This window comes from Winogradskyella pulchriflava (assembly GCF_042434315.1).
GTDB classification, from domain to species: Bacteria; Bacteroidota; Bacteroidia; order Flavobacteriales; family Flavobacteriaceae; genus Winogradskyella; species Winogradskyella pulchriflava.
In genome coordinates this window covers 79,506-105,406 of the sequence record NZ_JBHLTQ010000019.1, presented here as the reverse complement: position 1 = coordinate 105,406, position 25,901 = coordinate 79,506, and the positions used below count along the sequence as shown (strand labels likewise).

General features: G+C 33.3%; 20 protein-coding genes. 14 read left to right on the top strand and 6 right to left on the bottom strand.

Annotation, left to right across the window (positions count from 1 at the left end; genetic code table 11):
* Positions 1-262 precede the first annotated feature (262 nt).
* Positions 263-832: a YceI family protein gene (locus tag ACFFGA_RS15785; protein WP_386065547.1), complete on the bottom strand. Its 570-nt coding sequence runs from the start codon at positions 830-832 to the stop codon at positions 263-265.
* 5 nt (positions 833-837) lie between these two features.
* The gene (locus tag ACFFGA_RS15780) at positions 838-1,293 is read right to left on the bottom strand and encodes a MarR family winged helix-turn-helix transcriptional regulator (RefSeq protein WP_386065545.1); all 456 of its coding nucleotides are present in this window, start codon (positions 1,291-1,293) and stop codon (positions 838-840) included.
* Between the two features lie 102 nt (positions 1,294-1,395).
* Between ACFFGA_RS15780 and ACFFGA_RS15775 the strand changes: the two genes are divergently transcribed.
* The 5 genes from ACFFGA_RS15775 (at position 1,396) to ACFFGA_RS15755 (ending at position 5,578) form a co-directional block, all read left to right on the top strand.
* Complete coding sequence (locus ACFFGA_RS15775; protein WP_386065543.1) at positions 1,396-1,929, top strand: TlpA family protein disulfide reductase; 534 nt, start codon at positions 1,396-1,398, stop codon at positions 1,927-1,929.
* Positions 1,930-1,962: 33 nt separating this feature from the next.
* Positions 1,963-2,574 (top strand): thioredoxin family protein, encoded by a 612-nt coding sequence (locus ACFFGA_RS15770; protein ID WP_386065541.1) that lies wholly within the window; start codon positions 1,963-1,965, stop codon positions 2,572-2,574.
* A 127-nt stretch (positions 2,575-2,701) separates the two neighbouring features.
* Positions 2,702-3,016: a rhodanese-like domain-containing protein gene (locus ACFFGA_RS15765; protein WP_386065539.1), complete on the top strand. Its 315-nt coding sequence runs from the start codon at positions 2,702-2,704 to the stop codon at positions 3,014-3,016.
* An 11-nt stretch (positions 3,017-3,027) separates the two neighbouring features.
* Positions 3,028-3,435, top strand: coding sequence for a rhodanese-like domain-containing protein (locus ACFFGA_RS15760; RefSeq protein WP_386065537.1), 408 nt, complete (start codon positions 3,028-3,030; stop codon positions 3,433-3,435).
* Between the two features lie 142 nt (positions 3,436-3,577).
* Positions 3,578-5,578, top strand: a complete 2,001-nt coding sequence (locus tag ACFFGA_RS15755) for a protein-disulfide reductase DsbD family protein (RefSeq protein ID WP_386065535.1) — start codon at positions 3,578-3,580, stop codon at positions 5,576-5,578.
* Here ACFFGA_RS15755 and msrA read toward each other — a convergent pair.
* The 4 genes from msrA to ACFFGA_RS15735 form a co-directional block, all read right to left on the bottom strand.
* Positions 5,571-6,116: a peptide-methionine (S)-S-oxide reductase MsrA gene (gene msrA / locus ACFFGA_RS15750; RefSeq protein ID WP_386065533.1), complete on the bottom strand. Its 546-nt coding sequence runs from the start codon at positions 6,114-6,116 to the stop codon at positions 5,571-5,573. The two genes, ACFFGA_RS15755 and msrA, sit on opposite strands and share 8 nt — an antisense overlap.
* Positions 6,116-6,568, bottom strand: a complete 453-nt coding sequence (gene msrB, locus ACFFGA_RS15745) for a peptide-methionine (R)-S-oxide reductase MsrB (RefSeq protein ID WP_386065531.1) — start codon at positions 6,566-6,568, stop codon at positions 6,116-6,118. The genes msrA and msrB overlap by 1 nt, the downstream gene beginning before the upstream one ends.
* Before the next feature lie 234 nt (positions 6,569-6,802).
* On the bottom strand, positions 6,803-8,287 hold the full coding sequence (locus ACFFGA_RS15740; RefSeq protein WP_386065529.1) for a sulfatase family protein: 1,485 nt from the start codon (positions 8,285-8,287) through the stop codon (positions 6,803-6,805).
* 8 nt (positions 8,288-8,295) lie between these two features.
* The gene (locus tag ACFFGA_RS15735) at positions 8,296-9,051 is read right to left on the bottom strand and encodes a DeoR/GlpR family DNA-binding transcription regulator (RefSeq protein ID WP_386065527.1); all 756 of its coding nucleotides are present in this window, start codon (positions 9,049-9,051) and stop codon (positions 8,296-8,298) included.
* 145 nt (positions 9,052-9,196) lie between these two features.
* Here ACFFGA_RS15735 and ACFFGA_RS15730 point away from each other — a divergent pair, with 145 nt between their 5' ends.
* The 9 genes from ACFFGA_RS15730 to bglX all read left to right on the top strand — a co-directional run bounded on the left by ACFFGA_RS15730 (position 9,197) and on the right by bglX (position 25,862).
* Entirely contained in the window at positions 9,197-10,762 is a 1,566-nt protein-coding gene (locus tag ACFFGA_RS15730; RefSeq protein WP_386065525.1) for a glycerol-3-phosphate dehydrogenase/oxidase, read from the top strand.
* A gap of 52 nt (positions 10,763-10,814) precedes the next feature.
* Entirely contained in the window at positions 10,815-12,317 is a 1,503-nt protein-coding gene (gene glpK, locus ACFFGA_RS15725; RefSeq protein ID WP_386065523.1) for a glycerol kinase GlpK, read from the top strand.
* Positions 12,318-12,325: 8 nt separating this feature from the next.
* Positions 12,326-13,054, top strand: a complete 729-nt coding sequence (locus tag ACFFGA_RS15720) for an MIP/aquaporin family protein (RefSeq protein WP_386065521.1) — start codon at positions 12,326-12,328, stop codon at positions 13,052-13,054.
* A gap of 127 nt (positions 13,055-13,181) precedes the next feature.
* Positions 13,182-15,944 carry a helix-turn-helix and ligand-binding sensor domain-containing protein gene (locus ACFFGA_RS15715; RefSeq protein ID WP_386065519.1) on the top strand — a complete coding sequence of 921 codons (2,763 nt, stop codon included), beginning with the start codon at positions 13,182-13,184 and terminating at the stop codon, positions 15,942-15,944.
* A 305-nt stretch (positions 15,945-16,249) separates the two neighbouring features.
* The gene (locus tag ACFFGA_RS15710; RefSeq protein ID WP_386065517.1) at positions 16,250-19,318 is read left to right on the top strand and encodes a SusC/RagA family TonB-linked outer membrane protein; all 3,069 of its coding nucleotides are present in this window, start codon (positions 16,250-16,252) and stop codon (positions 19,316-19,318) included.
* 11 nt (positions 19,319-19,329) lie between these two features.
* Positions 19,330-20,931, top strand: a complete 1,602-nt coding sequence (locus tag ACFFGA_RS15705) for a RagB/SusD family nutrient uptake outer membrane protein (protein ID WP_386065515.1) — start codon at positions 19,330-19,332, stop codon at positions 20,929-20,931.
* 86 nt (positions 20,932-21,017) lie between these two features.
* On the top strand, positions 21,018-22,598 hold the full coding sequence (locus tag ACFFGA_RS15700) for a family 16 glycosylhydrolase (RefSeq protein ID WP_386065513.1): 1,581 nt from the start codon (positions 21,018-21,020) through the stop codon (positions 22,596-22,598).
* Positions 22,595-23,488 carry an endonuclease/exonuclease/phosphatase family protein gene (locus ACFFGA_RS15695; RefSeq protein WP_386065511.1) on the top strand — a complete coding sequence of 298 codons (894 nt, stop codon included), beginning with the start codon at positions 22,595-22,597 and terminating at the stop codon, positions 23,486-23,488. The genes ACFFGA_RS15700 and ACFFGA_RS15695 overlap by 4 nt, the downstream gene beginning before the upstream one ends.
* 13 nt (positions 23,489-23,501) lie before the next feature.
* Positions 23,502-25,862 (top strand): beta-glucosidase BglX, encoded by a 2,361-nt coding sequence (gene bglX, locus ACFFGA_RS15690; protein WP_386065509.1) that lies wholly within the window; start codon positions 23,502-23,504, stop codon positions 25,860-25,862.
* The last annotated feature ends 39 nt before the right edge of the window (positions 25,863-25,901 follow it).

The following is a 25,901-nucleotide window of genomic DNA, read 5'->3' as shown; positions in this document are numbered from 1 at the left end:
TGAAACAATTCAGAACAAAAAAGGCTTGTCGTGAATGACAAGCCTTTTTTTATATTATACATACCAAGGTTTATTTCACGAACGTAAGTTTGAGAAATTCCACCACCAAGTATTGTTTTTTGTTGTTTTCATATTGAATGTCAAATATAGAAATGATATTTTGTTATTCAAACTTTATTTAAAAAAAAGATTCCTGCATTGATGTTAGGGAATCTCAACAGGAATCAAAATCTAAATGTTGCTATTAATAATTCTTAGGGAATTAAAATTTTAATATTACATCTAGATCAAAGTCATCATAGATAGCCTTATCCTTTAAAGTTTCTAAAAGAGAAGGTGATTTGTAAGTGATATTGTGCTTAGTTCGGTCTATTTTAAGGCTTGCAGTTGCAGTATCATCATTCACTGTCATTGGAAACGAAATGGCTTCTGTTATTCCTTTGATAGTAATATTGGCTTTAATATTGTATTTGCCATCCTTTTTAGTTGCAGAAATGATGTCTAACGTAGCTGTTGGGTATTCTTCAACACCGAAAAAATCGTCAGATTTTAAATGACCATCTAGTTTACCTTTGTAGTCTCCCTTAAGGTCAGTAGTGTTAATTGTAGTCATGTCTATAACGAAAGACCCACCAGTTAATGTTTCTCCATCAAAAGATAAAGATCCGCTTTTTAAATCTATTGTTCCGCTGTGTTCACCACCAACTTTGTAACCTTTCCATGTTACTGAACTTTCATCTACTTTCACTGATTTTTCAGTAAGTGTAGTGTAAGACATAAAAGATAGTGCTAAAACAATTAGCATTGCAATTTTTGAATTTTTGTTTTTCATAAGTATTAATTTCGAAGTTTTATTAAAAGTTTATTTAATTGAATTAACTCATCTTGAGTTAAATTTTTTGTTACATTTCTTTCAGTTGAATCTACTATGGGATCAACTTTTTTTAAGGTTTCAAGACCTAAATCTGTTATTAAAATTTCTACTTTTCGCCTATTGGTTTTGCATATGGTTCTTTTTACAAACTTTTTCTTAATCAATTTGTCTACTAATCTTGTTGTATTACTCATTTTGCTTACCATGCGCTCCTGAATATCCTGTAGGTTTATTGGATTTCCTTTTTGACCTCTCAGAATTCTCAAGACATTAAATTGTTCCAGCGATAAATCAAATGGCTTTAGCCCATTTAAGTATTTGTCCTTAATACAATTGTGAGAAAAATATATGTTAAGCATCGCCGCTTTGTGTAGTGGTATCTTAGCATTCGTTTTTAATCTTTCTTCTAAATCTTTCATATACAACAATTGTATATACAAATGTATGTTTTTAATTCTAATATACAATTAATGTTTTGTTAAAAAATAAGAGTTAAACAAATGGATTAATAAATTTATATCATGAAGTATATAACACTTATTTTTTTAGTAATTTTTATGTCGTGCAAAAATGACACAACAAGCAAAGAAGTTGTTGAATCTAGCACTACAGTTAAAGAAGAAAAAGTAACAACCAATAGACAGTTCGAAATTTATGATTATGATGGCTTAGAACCCCTAATTAATAAAAAGGATGATAAGGTCCATGTGGTTAACTTTTGGGCAACATGGTGTGCACCTTGTATAAAGGAACTTCCATATTTTGAAGCTGTAAACGAGAATTATAAAGATGAAAATGTAGAAGTGTTATTGGTGAGTTTAGATTTTCCTAAAGATTACGATTCAAAGCTTCAACCATATATAGATAAACACGGTTTAAAGTCTACTGTAGTTGCTTTTGATGATACTAATCAAAATAGATGGATACCAGCCATAAATGAAAATTGGTCTGGTGCAATACCTGCAACGATAATATACAAAGGTGATAAAAGGCAGTTTTACGAAAGGTCATTTACACAAGAAGAATTAGAAACCGAAATCAAAAGGTTTCTCTAATAAAGAAAAACAATTATTTAAATTAATTAACTTATGAAAACATTAAAATTACTTACAGCAATAGTGTTTGTATTAACGCTATCTGCTTTTACAACAATTACAGATGGTGAAGGCTACAAGATTGGTGATATTGCAACTGACTTTAGTTTAGAGAATATTGATGGCAGAAAAGTATCGCTTTCAGATTACAAAGATGCAAAAGGTTTTATAATTACTTTTACTTGTAATACGTGTCCTTACGCAGTTGCTTATGAAGATAGAATAGAGGCATTGAATAAAAAGTATGCACCAAAAGGATATCCAGTTATAGCTATTATGCCAAATAATACTGATGTAAAGCCAGGAGATAACATGGAGGCGATGAGAGCAAGAGCAGAAGCAAAAGGTTTTACATTTCCTTACTTAATGGATAAAGATCAAGAGATTTATCCACAGTATGGTGCTACTAAGACTCCTCATATTTATATTTTAGAGAAGTCGAAAAAAGGTAATGTTGTAAAATATATTGGTGCAATTGATGATAACTACAAAGATGCCAATGCTGTTAAAGAAAAGTATGTAGAAAATGCAGTAGATGCATTATTAGAAAATAAAGAAATTCAGGTAAAAGAAACACGAGCTATAGGATGCTCAATAAAGGTTTAACTAATTGATTATTAATTTAATCAGCAATTAAATGTTAAAAAATTAATCCGAAGTGTAACACTTCGGATTTTTTTTCGTCTATATCATAAGGAAATGTTAAATTTGCAATCTTAATATAGATTTTTAAATGGCAGATTTATCACAAGAAGAATGGGCAAAAAAAGTCGCAGAAGACAATAATTCTGTGGTTTTAGATGTTAGAACACAAGAAGAGGTTGAGTTAGGAATGATTCCTAATGCGCTTCACATAGATATATATAAAGGTCAAGGTTTTATTGATGAGGTTGAAGAATTAGATAAAACCAAAAACTATTATGTGTACTGTAGGTCTGGTGCAAGAAGTGGTCAAGCCTGTTCTGTTATGAGTCAGTTAGGATTTAAAAATGCGTTTAATCTTGTTGGAGGTTTCAACGAGTGGGAAGGCGAGATTGCGAGTCAATAAAGTATGTAATTATGAAAAAACTATCATTTATCTGTTGTCTTTTATTAGCATTAAGCTTCAGTACAAGTTGTATGGATTCTAATAGTAATATCGAAGTAAAATTAATTACGGCAGATGAAATGAAATCCATAATAGATTTAGAAGATGTACAATTGGTAGATGTGCGCACACCAGAAGAGCATGACGAAATTAGAATTGCAAATTCTCAAAACATTGATTACTCTTCACCAACTTTTGAAGAAGATATTGATAAATTAGATAAAGAAAAGCCTGTAATACTCTATTGTAAAGGAGGAAATAGAAGCGCAAAATGTGCTAAAAAACTCAAAGATGCCGGTTTTGAAAAGATATACGAACTCGAAGGTGGTATATCCAAATGGAAACATTCCGATAAAATAAAGATTGAAGCAAAATCTTAAAATATTCAAACCGAACAAGACGTTCGGTTTTTTTATACTACAAAAAAATTCATCCTTAATTCTTAAGGAATTTATAAATTAGTCGTCTGTTATTCATTAATAAGTTTACATCAATTACTTTTGTGCTTTAATGCTTTAATTTATGACAATTAAAAAAACGTTACTTTTTTGCCTATTGGCAATAGGATTTTCTTTCAATTTATTTTCCCAAATATTAGAACCTGTAAAATGGGAGCAGTCGTTAAATAAAATTTCTGAAAGTGAGTACGAGCTTATATTTATAGCGAGTATAGAAGATGGATGGTATATGTACTCTCAAGAAGAGGCCGAAGGCCTTGGGCCATTACCAACAGTATTTGAATACCAAAACCAAGAAGACAATTATAAGCTTATAGGGAAAACTATAGAGCCAAATGTAAAGCCAAAATATGATAAGGTTTTTGAAATTGATGTAAAGAAGTTTGATGGTAAGGCTAAATTTACTCAACGTATAGAATTAATAAATACAGACTATAGGGTTATTGAAGCTAGAGTTGATTTTCAAGTTTGTGACGATGCAAAATGCATCATGCAAGACAAGGTATTCAATATCTCTCTAGATGGGTCTGTAGTAGAAAAGAAAGCTGTGTCTATAGACGAACGTAGTAAACAAATGTCTGAAGCTTTAAATCTAAATGTTACGGGCTGGGATAAATACGAAAAGCAAACTGTAGAAGAGAAAAGTAATCTTTCTATATTCTTTTTAGGCTTTTTAGGTGGACTTATAGCATTACTTACACCATGTGTGTTTCCAATGATACCTTTAACAGTATCGTTCTTTACAAAAAGTGCGAGCGATCCTAAAAAGGGGTTGTTTAATTCTGTATTGTATGGTTTTTTTATCTTTTTGATTTATGTGTTATTGAGTATTCCTTTTCATCTTTTAGATTCATTAGATCCGGGAATTTTAAATAACATTTCAACTAATGTTACGTTGAACATAATATTCTTTGTCATCTTCATTGCTTTTGCCTTTTCATTTTTTGGATATTACGAGTTAACATTACCACAGTCTTGGAGTGCTGCTATGGATAGTAAAGCCAATAAAATAGGCGGTTTTATAGGTGTATTTTTTATGGCATTGACTTTGGCAATTGTGTCGTTTTCTTGTACAGGGCCAATATTGGGTACACTGTTGGGTAGTTCTTTAACAGCAGATGGAGGAGCAATGCAGTTAACTATGGGAATGAGTGGTTTTGGTTTGGCGTTGGCTTTACCTTTTACTTTATTCGCAATGTTTCCAAAATGGTTAAATTCATTGCCGAAATCTGGTGGATGGCTAAATACAGTAAAAGTAGTTTTAGGATTTATAGAATTAGCCTTAGCACTTAAATTCTTATCTAATGCAGATTTGGTAGAGCATTGGGGACTATTAAAACGTGAGGTCTTTATTGGTATTTGGATTATTATAGGTATAGGCTTAGCTTTATATCTTTTCGGAAAAATTAAATTTCCCCATGATGGACCATTGAATAAATTAGGTAAAGGCAGAATCACTACAGGTATTTTAGTGGTTGCTTTTATCATTTATTTAATACCAGGTTTAACCAATACAGAGCATGCTAATTTGAAACTTTTAAGCGGTTTCCCGCCTCCAATGTTTTATAGTTTGTATGATAAAGCATCAGAGTGTCCTTTAGACCTTAATTGTTATAAAGATTTAGAAGACGGTATTGCTGCTGCTAAAGCGGAAAATAAACCTATTTTGTTAGATTTTACAGGTTGGGCTTGTGTTAACTGTAGGAAGATGGAAGAGCAGGTGTGGAGTACATCTGAAGTTTATGATGTATTACTTGAAGACTATATTATTATATCGCTTTATGTGGATGATAGAAAGATGCTGCAAGAGTCGGATCAGTTTGACTATTTAAGGGCTAATGGAACAGTAAAAACTATTGAGACTATTGGTGACAAATGGACAGCTTTACAAACCGCAAATTTTGAAGATAATTCTCAGCCTTATTATGTGTTATTAAACCATAATATGGAATTGCTAAATGTTACTAACGCCTACGAGTCTAATGCAGATGCATATTTAGAATGGCTAAAAACAGGTTTGAAGAATTTTCAGTCGCAAAAAGCAGAGCAGAATATTTTTAATTAGTTTTTAATTTATCCGCATGTAGTTTTCTTAGCTTCATAAGTTTTGGTGTTATTACAAAATTACAATAGCCTTGGGTTTGATTATTTTTGTAATAATCTTGATGTTCTTTTTCGGCTTCATAAAAAGTAACAGCTTCCGAAACTTCTGTAACTATTGGGTCTTCGTAATATTGTGATAATTCTTTTATTACAATTTCTGCGATTTCTTTTTGTTTAGCATCATGATAAAAAATTACAGAACGATATTGTGTGCCACGGTCAGCACCTTGTCTGTTAAGTGTTGTAGGGTCATGGGTTGTCATAAAAATGACAAGGATATCTTCATAAGAAATTACATTAGCATCAAAAGTAATTTGTACGACTTCTGCATGACCAGTTAAGCCTGAACAGATTTCTCTGTAGGTTGGGTGTCCTGGAACATTACCTCCAGAATAACCCGAAACTACCTTTTCAACCCCTTTTACTTCCTGAAAAACTGCTTCTGTACACCAAAAACAGCCTCCACCAACTGTGGCGATTTGTAGATTTATAGTACTCATTAAACAGTCTCCTTGTCTAAGGTCATTGATTCAGAATTTATGCAATAGCGTAAGCCACTTGGTTCTGGTCCGTCAGGGAAGACATGACCTAAATGCGCATCACAAGTATTACACATCACTTCTACGCGTACCATGCCAAAAGCAGTATCACGTTCGTATTTAATTGCGTTTTCTTTTATAGGTTGTGTAAAGCTTGGCCAACCAGTACCAGAGCTGAATTTTATGGTAGAATCAAACAAAGGAGTGTCACAGCAAACACAATTGTATTTGCCTTCGTCGTAGGTACTACAAAGTGCTCCGCTATGTGGTCGTTCTGTGCCTTTCTGTCTTGTAATTCTATATTGTTCTGGAGTTAATTGAGCCCTCCATTCAGCTTCAGTTTTTTCAACACGTCTGTCTGGAGTTGGATTTCCGTTTACAGAAAAGTTGATGACTTCCTTCCAAGTTAACATAGTTAATTGTCCTTTGTTTTTTTAATGAGTCTGTGTGTTTTCAACATAAAGATAGTCGAATTCTTTTTTAAATAATTACAATATAAATTTAGAAACAAATTTACTGAATGAATTGTTCTTTTTGATTATTCAAATAATAGTTTTGTTGCTTATTAAAAAAGGGAAAACCTGTGAATTAAACTTCACAGGTTTTCTTGGTTAAAGGGCTATTAATCAATTTAGGGTAAAACTTTACTATGCTTTTATATTAGCTTGACACCATTTTTGGTATGCGGTTTCCAATGCTTTAACTATTTCTGGATGTTCAGTAGATAAATCATGTCGTTCACCTGGATCAGCTTCAATATCAAATAATTTTAAGGTTAAATCATCACGTATTGGTGCAATATATTGAGCTGAAGGTTCACTTTTCCAATGATTTTCTTTTGTGTTTGTTAGCTTCCATTTGCCTTTTCTAACGGCCCATGTTTTTTGCCATTTCCAAACCAGTAATCGTTCTTCTTTTGGTTCAAATAGACTTATGCCATCAATCTCTGTGTCAGTTACATTTGCTCCAGCGGCTTTTGCTAAGGTTGGTAAAATGTCAGTAGCAGATACATAACGTGTTTCTACTTTACCTTTTTCAACTTTATTTGGCCAACTCACAGCCATTGGTACTCTAATGCCGCCTTCCCAAAGTGAGTATTTTCCACCAGTTAAGGGAGAGTTGTTGGCTCCAGTAAGAGGTGAGCCTCCGTTATCCGAAATAAATACAATTAGAGTGTTTTTTTCTAAATCTCTTTCTTTTAGTGCGTCTAATAGTCTTCCTATATTGTCATCGAGGCAATTAAGGTTGGCTAAGTAATATTTTCTTAAATCTTCGGTATTTATAGCTCCAACTCTTGAATATTTATCATAGTAAGCCGAGTAGCTTCCTGCTTTGTGTTTGCCAAAAGCTACTAAGCTATCTGGGTCGTAATTTGCTATTTCCTTTACATTGTACTTGTCTAAATATTTCTTTGGTACCTCATGAATTAAATGATGGACTGCGTTATAGGAAACTGTTAAGAAAAAAGGTTTTTCGTGCTTGCGTTTTATATAGTCAATCGATTCATCTGTAAAGATGTCTGTAAGATAACCCTCATCATAACTCTTTTCGCCCATATTATGCATTAATGGTCCAAGCAAAGCACTTGTTCCATAAGGGTCTGGTGTTCTGTCTTTAATACTTTGGGAGTTTGCCCAATAATCATGTGCGTGCGCAGAAAACCCTAAGAATTCATCATAACCATGATTAAGAGGATATTCCCTAACGTCATTTCTGTGAAATTTACGACCCAGATCATTTTTTCCGATTCTTGCAGTATGGTAACCTGCTTCTTTTAAATATTCTGCTATTGTCTTAACGCTATCTGGTAGTCCTGGTCCCCAACTTGCAGGCTTATCCCAACGAAATTGATTTTTTCCAGTAAGGATACCAGCTCTTGAAGGGCTACAAACTGGAGCTGTAACATAAGCTTGTGTGTACACTGTTCCTGATTTTCCTAATCTTGTAATATTTGGAGTGGATATGGATTTGTCATGTGCTTCAAAAGGAGAGAAATCGGCATAACCTTGGTCGTCTACAACTATTAGTAATATGTTGGGTTTATCAAAAGATGATGTTTGGTTGTCTTCTTTTTTTGAATTACAGGAAAGAAGTAGTGTAATTGAAACGGAAAATAATAAGAAATGTCTCATACAAAAGTTTAATTTACAATGGTTACCTTAATGTCTCGTTCTTCAAGTTTTTTACGTATTGAGCTAGAAACACCATTGTCTGTTATAATTTCATGAACTCTAGATAGGTCGCAAATTCTGGCAAAACTCTTTTTTCCAAATTTTGAAGAATCAGCCAAAACAATGATTTTTTGTGCAGCTTTAAGCATTTTTTTGTTCAATTCGGCTTCTTCTAGATTGGTTGTAGATAATCCATATTCCAAATCAATACCATCAGCACCCAGAAAAAGCTTACTGCAAGAAATGTTTTTTAAAATGTATTCGGCATAATTACCAATAACTGAAGCAGAACTATGTCTAATATAACCTCCAAGTTGTAAAATTTCTATGTTTTTATCATGTATAAGATGCATTACTACGTTGAGCGACGAGGTAATTACCGTTAATTTATTTTTTGGTTGAACAAATTTAGAAAGTGCTTGTACGGTTGTACCTGAAGCAATCATAATTGAATCGTTTTCTACGATTCTGCTAGCAGCCATTTGAGCAATGCCATTCTTTTCTTCTACAGAAATTTTTTCTTTGTCAATTACCGTGCGTTCGTTGATATAAGGATTATCTAAAGAAGCACCTCCATGGGTTCTGTATAATAGACCCTTCTGCTCTAAAAATTTTAAATCTTTTCTAATAGTAACTGCAGAAACGCCTAAAATTTCACATAAATCCAAAACTTCAAGGTGTTTTTCTTTAGCTAGTCTCTCTAATATGTCTTGATGTCTTTTCATGAGTTTTGACAAATATAATAAAACGAAAGTAAATGAAAGTTAAAATTTTAATTATTTTCTTTTATTTAAAAATAAAGTTTCATTTGCTTTCGTATAATATAAAAATAAGTATATTTGAAACTAATTGTTACAAATAGAAAGTGTTTTGTTTAAAAGAGAAACTTTAATAAATCAGTTAGAAACAACCAAAAATTGGGATGTTATTATCGTTGGTGGTGGTGCAACAGGTCTAGGCGTGGCAATGGATTGTGCAACTAGAGGTTATAAAACCTTATTATTGGAACAAATTGATTTTGCAAAAGGAACCTCGAGTAGAAGCACAAAATTGGTGCATGGAGGTGTAAGGTACTTGGCGCAAGGTCATATTGATTTGGTGAGAGAAGCGCTTTATGAAAGAGGATTGCTGCTTAAGAATGCTTCGCATTTAGTGAGCAACCAATCATTTATAATTCCTAACTATAAATGGTGGGATACTTTATTTTATACTGTAGGACTAAAAGTTTATGATATTCTTTCAGGGAAATTGAGCTTTGGCAAATCTAAAAGCATTAGTAAGAAGGAAGCGATACAAAGATTATCTACCCTAAAAGCTAATCGCTTAAAATCTGGTGTAGTGTATCATGATGGACAATTTGACGATTCGAGACTGGCATTAAACATTGCGCAAAGTTCTATCGAGTACGGTGCAACAGTACTGAATCATTTTAAGGTAAAAAATCTTCTTAAAGATGACAGTGGAATTGTAAATGGAGTAGTGGCTATGGATACAGAAACACACAAGGAATACAATTTGCAATCCAAGTCAGTTATCAACGCAACAGGTATTTTTACAGACGAAGTTTTAAAAATGGATAATGCTTATGCTAAAAATAGAATTCGTCCGAGTCAAGGAATTCACTTGGTTTTTGATAAGTCATTTTTGCCTGGAGATGATGCTATAATGATTCCTAAAACAGATGATGGTCGTGTATTATTTCTAGTTCCATGGCACGATAGAGTAGTTGTGGGTACTACAGATACATTGTTAGATAGTCATAGTCTAGAGCCAAAGCCTTTAGATAAAGAGGTGGATTTTATTATTGAAACAGCAAACAGGTACTTAAATAAGCCGGTTACTAAAAATGATGTAAGAAGCATTTTTGCAGGTTTACGTCCTTTGGCAGCTCCTAAAGATAAATCGGAAAAAACCAAAGAAATATCAAGGAGTCACAAGATTATTGTTTCAGATTCTGAATTGATAACCATAACTGGTGGTAAATGGACTACTTACAGACGAATGGCTCAAGACACGGTCAATAAAATGATAGCGCTAAACAAATTGCCATCAGCCGATTGTAAAACCCAGGATTTATTAATTCATGGAGCTAATGGTAGTATTGATCGTACTGACCATTTGTATATTTATGGAACAGATCGGAAAAAAATAGAAAATATAATTTCGGAACGTCCAAGTTTAGCTGAGCGTTTGCATCCTAGATTAGAGCATACTAAAGCTGAAATTGTTTTTGCGGTACAGCACGAAATGGCTAGAACTATTGAAGATGTTTTAGCAAGACGTGTTAGGGTTTTGTTTTTAGATGCAAAAGCGGCAATTGAGATAGCGCCTATGGTTGGTGAGTTAATTCGAGAAGAGCTAAATCAAACTGAAGAATGGAGACAACAACAAATTTCTCAGTTTATTAAAACAGCTGAGCAATACATATTAAACTAATATATTGTCTGAAGATTTTTCTTCAGAACTACTAACATCTAATATTTAAAGCATGGGAAAATATATCTTAGCACTAGATCAAGGTACTACAAGTTCTAGAGCCATTGTATTTGATAAAAATGGCAACATCGTATCCTTGGCTCAAAAAGAATTTACACAACATTTTCCTAAGCCAGGATGGGTAGAACACGATCCGTTAGAGATTTGGTCAACCCAAACTGGTGTTGCTGCTGAGGCTATTGCAAAAAAGGGGTTGAAAGCAGATGATATTGCTGCAATAGGTATTACCAATCAACGAGAAACTGTTGTAGTTTGGGACAAAAAAACTGGGCAGCCTATTTACAATGCTATAGTTTGGCAGGATAAGCGAACTTCAGATTACTGCGATGAATTAAAAAGTGAAGGGAAAAATGATGAGATAAAGCAAAAAACAGGATTGGTAATTGATTCGTATTTCTCTGGAACTAAGGTAAAGTGGATTCTAGATAATGTTGAAGGAGCAAGAAAAAAAGCAGAAGAAGGAGAGTTAATCCTAGGTACTATAGATACATGGCTTATATGGAATTTCACAAAAGGAGATCAGCATATTACAGATGTTACAAATGCTTCGAGAACTTTAATGTTTAATATTAATACCATGCAATGGGATGATGAGTTATTGGACTTACTGACCATTCCAAAGAGCATGCTGCCTCAAGTAAAGCAGTCTAGTGAAATATATGGGCATACTAAATCTACATTTTATGATACTAAAATTCCAATAGCTGGTATTGCAGGTGATCAGCAAGCGGCATTGTTTGGGCAAATGTGTACAAAGCCAGGCATGGTAAAAAATACTTATGGTACCGGTTGTTTTATGTTAATGAATATTGGAGACAAGCCTATTGTTTCTAAAAACAACTTGTTAACTACAGTAGCTTGGAAAGTGGGAGGTAAAACAACATACGCATTAGAAGGTAGTGTTTTTATCGCTGGAGCAGTAGTGCAATGGTTGCGTGATAGTTTAAAGATTATTAGAAATTCTTCAGATGTAGAGGCATTAGCATCATCAGTTGAAAGTTCTGATGGCGTGTATTTTGTTCCAGCTTTTGCTGGATTAGGAGCTCCACATTGGAATCAGCATGCAAAAGGTACGCTCTTCGGCTTGACTAGAGGGAGTACAGATGCGCATGTTGCAAGAGCAGCTATAGAATCTATTGCGTTTCAAACTATGGACATCCTTAAAGCAATGGAAGCTGACGCTGATATATCAGTTAAGGAACTTCGTGTGGATGGTGGAGCGACAATTAATAATATGCTCATGCAGTTTCAGTCGGATGTGCTAAATACCATTACAGTAAGACCAAAAATTGTTGAAACTACAGCAATGGGAGCTGCATTTTTAGCAGGATTAGCAGTTGGTTACTGGGAAAATCCTGAAGAAATTCAAAATATATGGCAAACAGATAAAACCTTTAGTCCAATAGCAGACCGAACTGAAACCGAAACCAATATAAAAGGATGGTACCGTGCAATAGATGCGTTAGAGTATTGGACAAAAAATAACACTAAATAACACTTATTATGACACCATTTGTAGCAGAAATTATCGGAACAGCAATTTTAATTTTATTGGGTGGAGGTGTTGTTGCCAATGTGGTTTTAAATAAAACTATTGGTAATAGTAGCGGTTGGATTGTAATTACAACAGGATGGGCATTGGCAGTTTACGTTGCTGTAGTTATTGCTGGACCATATAGTGGAGCGCATATCAATCCAGCGGTATCAGTTTCATTGGCATTTGCTGGTAAATTTCCATGGAAAGACGTGCCATTGTATGTGGTAGCGCAATTAATAGGAGCAATGATAGGTGCTACTACGGTTTGGTTAACTTATAGAAATCATTTTAATGAAACTGAAGATGCTGATACTAAAAAGGCTGTATTTTGCACAGCGCCAGCAATTAGAAATACTTTTTCTAACTTTTTCAGCGAGACAATTGGAACCTTTGTGTTAATGTTTACCATACTATATTTTACAGATGCTGGTATAAATGATACAGAAACAGTTGTGGGCTTAGGTTCTCTTGGAGCATTGCCTGTGGCATTGTTAGTTTGGTCAATAGGGTTGTCTTTAGGTGGTACTACTGGTTACGCCATTAATCCTGCTAGAGATTTAGGGCCAAGGATTATGCATGCCATCCTTCCTATAAAAAACAAGGCAAATAGTGATTGGACTTATGCTTGGATACCAGTATTGGGACCATTGGTTGGTGGATCATTAGCGGCATTTTTAATGTTAGTGCTATCTTAAAGAGTTGAAAGCATTGTTTTAAAATTAATCATGCCAATTCATTATGGGTTGGCATTTTGTTTACTCATAATCTAAGATTATATTTACCGATACCATATTGTTTTAGTATAAATTGTTTGAAGTTGTGATGAGATTTTTTTGTTATGTAGTGGTTTTATTCTTTGGATGGATTGTTAACGGCCAAGAGTTACCTCCTATAGAAAAATTTACAACTTCAGATTATGGCGGAGATAATCAAAACTGGATGATTTCTCAAGATGCTAACAACTTTATATATGTTGCAAATAATAAGGGTTTGCTAGAGTATAATGGCTCTGTTTGGAACACTTATTTATCTCCTAATAATTCAATTTTAAGAGCGGTTAAGGTTATTGATGATAGAATTTATACGGGCTGTTATGAAGAATTTGGGTATTGGAAGAGAAGTGTGTATGGTAAATTAGAGTATATATCCTTGGTGTCTAAATTGCCAACGACAGATATTAAGGATAATCAGGTGTGGAATATCATTGATTATGACGAATGGATTTTATTCCAAACGAGTCATGCATTATATTTTTTCAATAAAGAAACTGAAAAATTTAGAACTATTTCCTCGGCAAATATTATCTATAAAGTCTTTAAAGTCAATGATCAAATTTATTATCATGTTGCTGAAGAAGGTGTCTACATGATTGAGAGAGGTGAGTCTAAACTGCTTATTAACGATAGTCTTGTTTTAAAGGATAGAGTTATTAGCGTTTTTAAAAACGAAGAAAAATTAATTGTGCTTACTAGGAACTCTGGTTTTTTTCAATTTGATAATGAAGTATTGGTACCATGGGAAATCCCAGCGAATGAAAAATTAAAACAACTAAGCATTTTTAATAGTATAAAACTTAAAGACAATAGTTTTGTCTTAGGAACTATCTCTAATGGATTGGTAAAAATTAACTCAAAAGGCGAAATTGAATATACCATTAATCAAAAGCAAGGGCTAAGTAATAACACTGTACTCTCTTTGTTTGAAGACGAAAAGAGTAATGTTTGGGTAGGTTTAGATAATGGCATTGATTGTATAAACTTAACGTCTCCTATTAAAACTTTTATAGATTATGATGGTGTTTTAGGAACGGTATATTCTACAATAATATTTGATGATTTACTTTATGTTGGTACCAATCAAGGTTTGTTTTATAGACCTTTAAAATGGACAAATCAGGATTTTACTTTTGTAAAAGGAACTGCTGGGCAAGTATGGAGCTTGTACAATGATAATAATGAAAACTTACTTTGTGGTCATCATTTAGGGACGTTTATAATTAATAAAGGCATTGCGAAAAATATTAGCCCAATTCTAGGAACTTGGAATTTTAAGAAAGTGCCAAATCGAGAAGATTTAATTCTTCAAGGTAATTATGATGGTTTGTATGTGTTGGAAAAGAAAAATAATACTTGGTTGTTTAGAAATAAAATAGATGGTTTTAAAAACTCATCACGTTTTTTTGAAATAAACGAAGCCTATCAAGTATTGGTAAATCATGAATACAAAGGTGTTTTTGATATTCGCTTAAATGAAGCTTTAACTAAAGTAGATGAAGTAAAATTGAGTGAAGAATTATCCATTGGTAAAAACTCGAGTTTAGCTACTTATCAAGAAAACATAGTATATACATCTAAAGATGGTGTGTACGTATATGATGAATCAAAAAGTAAATTTAAAAAAGACGCTGCATTAAGCGCTTTGGTAAAACCTAAAGTGTATACCTCAGGTAAAATGGTTTATGACACAACAGGAAAGTTATGGATGTTTTCTCAAGATAATATTAGTTTTATTACTAACGATAATCTTACCAACACTCCCGAAATTACAGATATTTCTATTCCTTCAAGTTTAAGTAAAGGTGTTTTGGGATTTGAAAATATACAGCACATCAATAATGAAAAATATGTCATAGGTACTGTTAGTGGTTATTTTATCTTGGACTTAGCAGAAGTAGAGAATAATACCCAATACACAATACATCTTAATGCAGTAAAAAAGAAAGAATTAGAATCTGATGATGAATGGTTGGTATTGTCTGAAAAAGGTGAGTTTGATCATAAGCGAGGGATTTTGTCATTTAATTATTCAGTGCCAGATTTTAATAAGTACTTAGACGTTAATTACCAATACAGGCTTTTAGGGCATAGTGATAAATGGAGTGAGTGGTCAAAAAACTCAACAGTTCAATTTGAAAATTTACCATTTGGTGATTATGAGTTTCAAGTAAAAGGAAAGGTGGGAAATCAACTTACCGAAAACACAGTAGTGTATAATTTTATGGTAAACAGGCCATGGTATATTTCCAATTTATCCTTACTTGTTTATGCTATTATACTTATAGCTATTGGCTTTTTTGTCCATAAAGCCTATAAGTTTTATTATGAAAGAATTTTAAAGCATGAACAAATTAAGAATGAGCGCACAATAATTCAGATTAAAAACGAAAAATTAAATCAAGATATTGAGGGTAAAAATAGAGAGTTAGCCATATCTACGATGAGTATTATTAAAAAGAATGAGCTACTTCGAAAAATCAAGAAAGAATTAAAGAATAAAGAAGATACATCTAGTGCAATAGAATTAATAGACAATAACTTAAATAACAATAAAGACTGGAAATTCTTTAAGCAAGCTTTTAATAATGCGGATAAGGATTTTATGGATAAGATAAAAGCAGCACATCCGGATTTAACACCAAATGATTTAAAATTTTGTGCCTATCTAAGGCTCAATTTATCATCAAAAGAAATGGCTCCTTTATTAAATATTTCTACAAAAAGTGTTGAAACTAAACGCTACAGATTAAGGAAAAGATTGAATTTAAACCATGATGAAAGCTTAGTTAATTATATCTTAAAATTCTAACACCTCTACAAGTCTAATTTTTACCTAGACTTTACCACTACAACTTTAATTTATCCTTATTTTTAAAGGGGTTTACGTAAAATTAATACAATGATGTTATTTGCAGTGAATTCAATAGTTTTTAGGGTTTATTAGTATGTTATTTATGTTAAAAATTGCGATGTTCGTTTTTTATCGAGGTGTAAATTATCAATTTAACAATAATTGAAGCTTAAATTTACAAAAGCTTAATAAGTGTTGTTGTTTCTATGTGTTACATAAGCAATAGTTTTGAGCTCGAAAAAAAATAACTAAATCAATCATTTATGAAATTAAAATTTCAAAAATTAAGAATTACAGTAGTCTTTAGCCTTTTTATAGTTTGTAGTTCTTTTTCTGTAATGGCACAAACAACTGTAACAGGAAAGGTAGTTTCCGTTGTAGATAATATGCCATTACCTGGAGCGACTATTATTGAAAAAGGAACTACTAATGGATCGGTTACAGATTTCGATGGTAATTTCACCATTGATGTAGCTAGTACATCTAGTGTTATTGTTGTGTCTTATGTAGGGTTTAAAAGTCAAGAACTTCCTGTTTCAGAAAGTGATATGATAATTGCCTTAGAATATGATTCTGCGCTAGATGAAGTTGTTGTTGTAGGATACGGAACACAAAAGAAAAGTGATATCGTAAATGCAGTTGCTTCTACAGATTTATCCAAAGCAACGTTAACACCGACATCAGATGTTAACGAGATGTTGAGAGGTAGAATTGCAGGTTTGCAAGTAGATGTAGGTGGTGGTACTTTAAGGCCAGGTGGTACATCAGATATCATTTTTAGAGGCCAAGGTTCTATAGAAGGAAATGTAAGTGCAATCTATGTTGTTGATGGTATTATTAGAGATGGTGGTATTGAGGATATAGATTCAGACGATATTGAGTCTATAGAATTTCTTAAAGATGCCTCAGCTCAAGCTATTTATGGATCTAGAGGTGCTAATGGTGTGGTTTTAATCACAACTAAACGTGGTAAGGCAGGTAAAGTAAGCGTGAGTTATCATGGTTTTATTACAACAAAAAGTATAGAACGAAACTTTGACGTATATAGTGGTGCTGAGTTTGCCCAATTAAGACGTGAAGCTGTAAGAGCTAATATAGCGGATGATTCATACCCAAATGATGAGGACATCTTTTCAGAAATAGAATTAGAAAATATAGCAAACAATAATTTTGTAGACTGGGAAGATGAGCTAATGAGAAATGGTTTTGTAAATAGCCAAGCCATTAGTATAAGCGGTGGTACTGAATTAACTAAGGTTTTTGGTAGCATCAATTACTTTAAGGAAGACGGTATAATTCCAACTTCAAACTATACAAGAAAGACATTGCGTTTAAATGTAGATCAAAAGATCAGCGATAAAATCTCTGTAAATTTTGATTTAAACTTTTTAAACGATGATACCAACCGTGCAGCAAATGTTAATGTTATTACATTCTCTCCACTTGGTAGTGCTTATGATGAAGATGGTAACCTTACTCAATTTCCGAGTGGTGAAGAACTATCAGCAGTAAATCCATTATGGAATTTACGCGAGCAAGATCATGATGTAAAAGGAAATGATTTTGTAATAAATATAACGCCTATTTGGCAAATAACTAATAACTTACAATACCAACTAAAAACTAACTTTACTAGAAGAACAACTGAAAGAGGACAGTACCAATCGTCTTTAAGTTCAGCAGGTGATGATGTTAATGGTATTGCCAGAATAGAAAATCAATTATCAGAATCTTATTTATTTGAAAATATTTTAACTTGGGATAAAGCCTTTAATGATAACAATCAGTTAAATGTTACATTAGTTCAATCTGCTCAAGAAAACACATTCTCTAGAACATTTACCGAAGGCCAGGGTTTTACTAATGAGAGTTTGGGTTATAACGGTATTACAAATGCAATAGGCAATGTTACTGTAGAGCGAGATAAAAATAGACAACGATTAGCCTCATTTATGGCAAGAGCACGTTATAATCTTATGAATAAATACTTATTTACTGCTACTGTAAGATCAGATGGAGCCTCCGTAAATTCTGAAGATAATAAATGGAGTTTTAATCCAGCAGCTTCTTTTGCGTGGAAAATTCATAATGAGAGTTTTTTAGAAGAGGTTAATGCCATAGAAGAATTAAAACTAAGATTAAGTTACGGTTCTTTAGTTAACGATTTAGGACGTGCCTATACATCATTATTTACAGCAGAAGGACAAAATTACATTTTCGATGGTGAATCTGCTTCAGGTTATTCTCCTTCGGTTATTTTACCAAATACTAACTTGAAATTTGAGACAATTACTACAGCCAATGTCGGGTTGGATTTCTCAATTTTCAATAGAGCTTTAACAGGGAATGTTAACTGGTATGATGCTAGAACAAAAGATCTGTTATTGCGTAGAGGTGTACCATCAACCACAGGATTTCAATACACCTTCTTCAATGCAGGTGAATTACAAAATACAGGTATAGAATTAAGCTTAACAGCCAATATATTTAATACCGAAGATTTTAAATGGTCAGTGTCTACAAATTGGTCTAATAACCGAAACGAGATTGTAGAGCTTTATAATGATGGTAATGGAGATGCTATTACTAGAGATGATACATATAACTATTATGTAGGTCAGCCAGTTGGTGTTATATATCAATATGCATTTGATGGTATTTGGCAAGAAGGAGACGATTTTGCAAATGCACCACAAGCAAACCCAGAGTCAACATTGACTCAAGATAACTTAAGACCTGGTGATATAAGAATTAAAGACGTTAATGGAGTAGATGATGAGGGGAATATAATTCCTGGTCCAGATGGAAAAATTACACCTGAAGATCGAGTATTTATTGATCCTAATCCAGATTGGTTTGGGTCGTTTTCAACAACCTTAGCTTACAAAGGCTTTGATCTGTTTGTAGACTTTTACGTAGTAGAAGGAGCGACTAAAGTAAATCCATTCTTATCAGATTTTAATAATGGTGGAACATTGTCTGGAAAATTAAACGGTGTTAAAGTAGATTATTACACACCTGAAAATCCATCTACAACATTTCCAAGACCAAATTTTGATACTGCGCCATTATACCTTAATGCACTAGCAGTTAGAGATGCTTCTTATATAAGATTAAGGACAGTGAGTTTAGGATATACATTATCAGACAAAATAACTGAAAAGTTAAATTTTGATCAGATTAGACTATATGTCACTGGAACCAATTTATTTACAGACACAGATTATATTGGTTATAGTCCAGAAGTAAATATTAGACCAACATTTTCAAATGCAGATACGGGTTATCCGGATGCAACAAGTTTCACCTTTGGAGTAAGAGTAAAATTTTAAAAAAAGAAATTATGAATACAGAAAATATTTACAAAAATTTAAAAAGAAAAGGTTTGCTTCTTACGATATTGCTTTTTGCAGTGTCATGTCAGGATTATTTGGAAGAGCAACCAAGTACGTTAATTGATTCAGATTATATTTTTACTACTGAAGAAGGGTTAAAATCTGGTGTAGTAAGTTTATATAAATTTGAAAGAGATCGTTACGACGCTGGTACAGAAGATTATATGGGAGCTGTACTCATGTCTTCACGAAGCGATTTAGCTTTTTCCAGAACAGGTTACACGGGTTTAATGGGTAGATACCAAAGAGGTGTTTCTCCCGTAGACCAAGGCGCTAACTTTGTGTCTTCTTTATTTTGGAAACATTTTTATAATATGACCAATAAAGCTACAGCAATTATTAATGCTGCAGAAGAGATAGAAGGCATTAATGAAGATGTAAAAAACCAAGTGCTGGCAGAAGCTAAATTTTTTAGAGCACACTCATATTTTTATTTATACAGAATGTTTAATAATATCTATGTGACTACAGAAACGGTTACTGTAGAAAACGCATTTGATGTTGTAGATGATAAATCATCCGAAGAAGAAATTTTTGCACTTATCAATAGTGATCTTGATTTTGCTATAGAACATTTAGATTGGACAGATACATTTGGACGTGTAACTAAAGGCACAGCTAAACATGTAAGAGCAAAAACTGCTATGTGGCAAGGAGATTGGATAGAAGCCAAAAATCAAGCGGTATCTCTTATTGAAGAAGGGCCTCATAGTTTAGTGCCTACTACTGCAGATGTTTTTGCAGGAGATAGAAATCATTCTGAAGCTTTATTTGTAATTCAGTCACAAGATGATTTACTAGGTGGTGGTAACGCTACTATGATGAATGCCAACTACGTTACACAATATTTTCAGATATCTGGTATCGAGGCAAATATAGAACAAGGTGGTAGAGGATTTTCACGTGTGTTACCAAATCTTTATTTATTAAATTTATTAGCTGAAGATCCAAACGATACAAGAGATGATAATACCTATTTTAGATTAAAATGGTATTATACTTCAGGTGATCGAATTGGGGAAGAAGTGGATAATTATGCGCCAATAACAGATTTAAATAATCCAAGTAGTAATTATACGCAGTATTATCAAAGAATGCACCCATCGTGTATAAAATTTGCGCAGGAAGATGATAATCCAGATTCTTATTTAAACAGAAGCAATATTTTAGTTTATAGATTGGCAGAGACATATCTAATTGCTGCTGAAGCAATAATGAGATCTACAGGTGATCCATTACCTTATATTAATGCAGTTAGAACACGTGCAGGTGCTGATCCTGTGACTACTGTAAACCAGCAAACTATTTTAGATGAGCGTGCTAGAGAACTTGCATTTGAAGGTCAACGTTGGTTTACGCTAAAAAGAATGGGACAAGATGTTATCAATTTTCAGATTACTAATTATGCTGGTGATGGTGAATATTTTCCTAACAATTTAGGTGATAGAGATCCGAGAGAGAATTGGCAGCCACATTATATTAATTGGCCAATAGCACAAATAGATTTAGACTTGTTAGGGCCAAATTACCCGCAGAACGACGGTTATTAATAGATTATTTTGAGTTAATTTTATTAATTATTAAAGGGCAAGCTTGCTTGCCCTTTAATGTTATTCTCTAGAGCACTTATTAATTTATGCGATATTTATTTTTCTTCTTTTTATATTTAGGATTGGTATCATGCAACGCTAACTCTGGTCCATCAAAAATTGTTTTTTCCGATAATCCTGTGATAGCTCATCGTGGAGCATGGAAAACTGCTGGTATTCCCGAGAATTCAATAGCATCATTAAGGCAGGCTATTAAACTAAATTGTACAGGATCTGAGTTTGACGTTCGTATGACATCAGATGAGGTTTTAATTGTTGCGCACGATACCGTTTATAATGGACATGTAATAGAAGAGACTACTTATGAAGAATTGGCAAAGTATAAATTGTCTAATGGTGAAAAGCTTCCAACTTTAGAGGAATATATTTTAGCTGGTTTAACAAATAATTTGCACACAGGTCTTGTTTGCGAAATTAAGCCGTCAAAAATTGAAGGACGAAATATAAAAATAGCAAATAAGGTAATGGATTTAGTGAAAGAGCTAAATGCAGAGTCACATATTTTGTATTACATCAGTTTTAGCTATACCATTTTAAAACATATTAAAGCTACAAATCCTGATGCTAAAGTTTTATATCTAGATGGATCAAAACCTCCAGAAAGACTTAAAAAAGATGGCATTGATGGTTTAGATTATTTGGTTTATAAACTTAAAAAAAGACCACAATGGATAGCTGAGGCCAAGGACCTGGGTTTAGTGCTAAATGCTTGGACGGCTAATACTTTTGAGGATATTGATTGGATGTTGGCTAACAGCTTCGATTACATTACCACTGACCAACCAGAGCTAGCTTTAAAAAGGTTTAGTATGTCCCCAACTAATAACAATTACAAATTGGTATGGAGTGACGAATTTAATTATAAAGGAAAACCAGATTCTACGAAATGGACCTACAGTTATGGGTTTATAGCTAACAATGAAAAGCAATATTATCTAGACAGCTTAAAAAATGCAAGAGTAGAGAATGGGCATTTAATCATTGAAGCGCACAAAGAAAAAGTTGCTAATAAGGATTATAAAAATCCAGATATTAAAGGTTGGGCAAAATATAAAACAGAAATTGATTCTGCAGATTACTCTTCAGCAAGAATAAGTACAGAAGGTCTGGCATCATGGCAGTACGGACGTATAGAGGTGAGGGCTAAATTGCCAAAGGGTAAAGGTATGTGGCCAGCCATCTGGATGTTAAGCGATAATAGAAAAGATATTGGATGGCCTGAAAGTGGAGAAATAGATATTATGGAGCATGTCGGCTATGATAATGATACCATTCACGGCACTATACATACAAAAGCATACAATCATTTAAAGGGAACTCAAAAGGGTAAAACTATTTATATCGATAATCCAAATGAAGATTTTCATGTCTTTGCATTGGAATGGACTCCTGAAAAATTGGATTTCATACTAGATGGAGTTGTTTATAATCATATTGAAAATGAATACAAAACGACTGCAGAATGGCCTTTTGATAAGAAATATTATCTTATATTAAATGTTGCAGTTGGTGGTATGTGGGGAGGATTACACGGTATTGATGATTCTATATTTCCACAAAAAATGACTGTAGATTACGTAAGAGTTTATCAAAAAGAAAGCGAATGAAATACTATAGAATATTTTTTATAACACTTATTTTTTTAAGCTATATGAACTGTGAAACTTCTCATAAAAAAGAAGTGAAAAACGGAACTAGTGAAGTTTCTGAAATTACACAGGAAACTTTAAAGTTAATGACTTACAACATTAGGTTAGATGTCGCTTCAGATGGTGAGAATGCATGGCCAAATAGAAAAGATATCCTAACATCTCAAGTCTTGTTTTTGGCTCCAGATATTATGGGAGTTCAAGAAGCCAGACCTAATCAAATGGAAGATTTAAGAAAAGCGCTTAAAGATTACAAAAGTGTAGGAGTTGGTCGTGATGGTGAAAATGAAGGTGAATTTTCAGCAATTTTCTATAATTCAAAAAAAATCTCAGTAGAAAATGAAGCCACTTTTTGGTTGTCTGAAACTCCAAACGAAATATCAAAAGGCTGGGATGCTGCATATCCTAGAATATGCACTTATGGGTTGTTTACTGCAACTAATACAGGGCAAAAATTCTGGGTATTCAATACGCATTTAGATCATGTTGGAGCAGAAGCTCAAAAAGAAGGAATGAAGTTAATTTTACGTAAAATAGATAAAATTAATGTTAAAGGATTTCCTGTGGTAATAATGGGAGATTTCAATGTTGAACCTAATAGTGATGTTATTGCCGAAACGCAAAGTAAAATGGTTGATGCTAAGGCAATAGCAAAAGTTAAATTTGGAAACAACGGTACATTCAATGGTTTTAAGTATGCCGAAATTGCCAATAGACGTATAGATTATATATTAATATCTAAATCTTCAAATGTCGAAGTTGAAAAGTATGCAGTATTAACTAGTGCTGTAGATTTAAAGTTTCCTTCAGACCATTTTCCTGTTTTAGTAGAGTTAAAAATTAAATAATTCATTAATCATCATGAATTTTTCTCCTTCAAAATTGTTTAAAATTGTTATTGCTATAAAGCTTTGTTACCTTTTACTCATTAGTTGTGAGCCAACAAATGCACAAGAGTCTCAAGCGGCACAAAAACCTCATTCCGAAACCTCAAATAATCCATTAATAGATATGGATATTGAACGAAAGGTGGATTCTGTTTTAGCATTAATGCAACTTAATGAAAAAATTGGGCAGTTAGTGCAATACAGTGGTAAATGGGATGCTACTGGTCCTTCTTCTTCTAATGGAGATCAGCATAAATTAAATAAGCTAAAAAATGGAGAAGTTGGGTCCATGCTTAATGTGTCTTCGGTTGCTTCAATTAGAGAAACACAAAAAATTGTAATGGAGCATTCTAGATTAAAGATTCCTTTAATTTTTGCTTATGACGTTATTCATGGATATAAAACAATTTTTCCAATTCCTTTAGGCGAAAGCGCAAGCTGGGACTTAGATATTATTGAGCAGTCGGCAGCCATTGCAGCAAAAGAATCGGCAGCTTCTGGCCTAAATTGGACCTTTGCTCCAATGCTAGATGTTTCAAGAGATGCACGTTGGGGACGTGTAATGGAAGGTGCTGGTGAAGATACTTATCTAGCCACAGAAATAGGAGTTGCAAGAATAAATGGCTTTCAGGGTAATGATTTGTCAGACCCTTATACAATTGCTGCTTGCGCAAAGCATTTTGCGGGTTATGGCTTTGCTGAAGCAGGTAGAGATTATAATACGATGAGTATTGGTGACCATGAATTGCATAATTCAATATTACCGCCATTTATGGCTGCAGCAGAAGCAGGTGTGGCAACTTTTATGAATTCATTCAATGATATTGATGGTATTCCGGCAACAGGACATAAGGTGCTACAACGAGATTTGTTAAAAGAAAAATGGGGTTGGAATGGATTTGTGGTGTCAGATTGGGGAAGTATAGGTGAAATGATAGCTCATGGATATGCAAAAGATAAAAAACATGCAGCTGAGATTGCACTAAATGCTGGGAGTGATATGGATATGGAATCCTATGCTTATGAAGCTGCATTAGAATCTTTAATAAAAGAAAAGAAAGTCTCCATAAAGCATCTTGATGATGCCGTAAGACGTGTATTAAGAATTAAGTTTCAATTAGGGTTGTTTGACGACCCTTACAAGTACTGTAATGAAGAACGAGAGCAAAATGAAGTATATACACCAGAGCATTTAGCAATCGCTAGAGATGTAGCTAAAAAATCAATAGTGTTACTAAAAAATGAGAATAAATTATTACCACTATCTAAAAATTTAAAAAGTATTGCAGTAATTGGTCCATTAGCAGACGATAAAAATACACCTTTAGGAAACTGGAGAGGAAAAGGAGAATACAATACAGCTGTTTCACTATTAGAAGGAGTAAAACAAGCCGTTGATGAAAATACAAAAGTGTACTTTGAAAAAGGTGTAGCGTTAACAATTCCTACTGTTAAACCTGGTGAAAATCAATTTTTACATCCTTTAAAGTTTAATAATGAAGACCGATCGGGAATTGAAGAAGCTGTAGAGGTTGCAAAAAAATCTGATGTGGTTATACTTGCAATAGGTGAAGATGCTTACCAAACAGGAGAGGGTAGAAGTCAGGTAGATATTGGGTTTTCAGGACTTCAATTAGAATTGTTAGACGCTATTAAAAAAGTAAACAACAATATTGTTATAGTACTTATGAATGGTAGACCGTTGGATTTAAGTTATCCATCTGAAGTTGTACCTGCCATCTTAGAATGCTGGCATTTAGGTTCTGAATCAGGAAATGCCATTGCAGATGTGGTTTTTGGGGATTATAATCCTTCGGGTAAATTGCCAATGTCTTTCCCTCACAATGTAGGTCAGGAACCATTGTATTACAATCAAAAGAATACAGGCAGACCGTATAGTCCTAAACATGTTACATATTCTGGTTATACAGATGCTCCAAAAGCAGCATTGTACCCTTTTGGCTTTGGGTTGAGTTACACGGAATTTACATATAGTGATTTAACGTTAGATAAAACTGAAATGCCAATTGATGGTGAGATTACCGTTTCTGTAACCTTATCAAATTCAGGAGATAGAGAAGGGGTAGAAGTTGCTCAATTATATATCAGAGATTTGGTTGGTAGTTTGGTGCGTCCAATAAGAGAATTAAAAGGGTTTAAAAAACTAAGCTTAAAACCTGGAGAATCTAAAAAAGTTACTTTTAAAATTAATGCTGAAACGCTTAAGTTCTATACAGCTAACAAAAAATGGGAGGTAGAACCAGGGGAATTTAATGTTTGGATTGGTGGTAGTTCTCTTGCTGACTTAAAAGGAAGTTTTAGTGTTGTTAATTAGTCATAATTTAAAGTTTGTAAATAAAAAGCCTTGTATTTA

Bases quoted from the DNA above. Each gene is read 5' to 3' on its own strand.
- ACFFGA_RS15785 (WP_386065547.1), bottom strand. From the start codon at position 832: ATGAAAAACAAAAATTCAAAAATTGCAATGCTAATTGTTTTAGCACTA.
- ACFFGA_RS15780 (WP_386065545.1), bottom strand. From the start codon at position 1,293: ATGAAAGATTTAGAAGAAAGATTAAAAACGAATGCTAAGATACCACTA.
- ACFFGA_RS15775 (WP_386065543.1), top strand. From the start codon at position 1,396: ATGAAGTATATAACACTTATTTTTTTAGTAATTTTTATGTCGTGCAAA.
- ACFFGA_RS15770 (WP_386065541.1), top strand. From the start codon at position 1,963: ATGAAAACATTAAAATTACTTACAGCAATAGTGTTTGTATTAACGCTA.
- ACFFGA_RS15765 (WP_386065539.1), top strand. From the start codon at position 2,702: ATGGCAGATTTATCACAAGAAGAATGGGCAAAAAAAGTCGCAGAAGAC.
- ACFFGA_RS15760 (WP_386065537.1), top strand. From the start codon at position 3,028: ATGAAAAAACTATCATTTATCTGTTGTCTTTTATTAGCATTAAGCTTC.
- ACFFGA_RS15755 (WP_386065535.1), top strand. From the start codon at position 3,578: ATGACAATTAAAAAAACGTTACTTTTTTGCCTATTGGCAATAGGATTT.
- msrA (WP_386065533.1), bottom strand. From the start codon at position 6,116: ATGAGTACTATAAATCTACAAATCGCCACAGTTGGTGGAGGCTGTTTT.
- msrB (WP_386065531.1), bottom strand. From the start codon at position 6,568: ATGTTAACTTGGAAGGAAGTCATCAACTTTTCTGTAAACGGAAATCCA.
- ACFFGA_RS15740 (WP_386065529.1), bottom strand. From the start codon at position 8,287: ATGAGACATTTCTTATTATTTTCCGTTTCAATTACACTACTTCTTTCC.
- ACFFGA_RS15735 (WP_386065527.1), bottom strand. From the start codon at position 9,051: ATGAAAAGACATCAAGACATATTAGAGAGACTAGCTAAAGAAAAACAC.
- glpK (WP_386065523.1), top strand. From the start codon at position 10,815: ATGGGAAAATATATCTTAGCACTAGATCAAGGTACTACAAGTTCTAGA.
- ACFFGA_RS15720 (WP_386065521.1), top strand. From the start codon at position 12,326: ATGACACCATTTGTAGCAGAAATTATCGGAACAGCAATTTTAATTTTA.
- ACFFGA_RS15715 (WP_386065519.1), top strand. From the start codon at position 13,182: ATGAGATTTTTTTGTTATGTAGTGGTTTTATTCTTTGGATGGATTGTT.
- ACFFGA_RS15710 (WP_386065517.1), top strand. From the start codon at position 16,250: ATGAAATTAAAATTTCAAAAATTAAGAATTACAGTAGTCTTTAGCCTT.
- ACFFGA_RS15705 (WP_386065515.1), top strand. From the start codon at position 19,330: ATGAATACAGAAAATATTTACAAAAATTTAAAAAGAAAAGGTTTGCTT.
- ACFFGA_RS15700 (WP_386065513.1), top strand. From the start codon at position 21,018: ATGCGATATTTATTTTTCTTCTTTTTATATTTAGGATTGGTATCATGC.
- ACFFGA_RS15695 (WP_386065511.1), top strand. From the start codon at position 22,595: ATGAAATACTATAGAATATTTTTTATAACACTTATTTTTTTAAGCTAT.
- bglX (WP_386065509.1), top strand. From the start codon at position 23,502: ATGAATTTTTCTCCTTCAAAATTGTTTAAAATTGTTATTGCTATAAAG.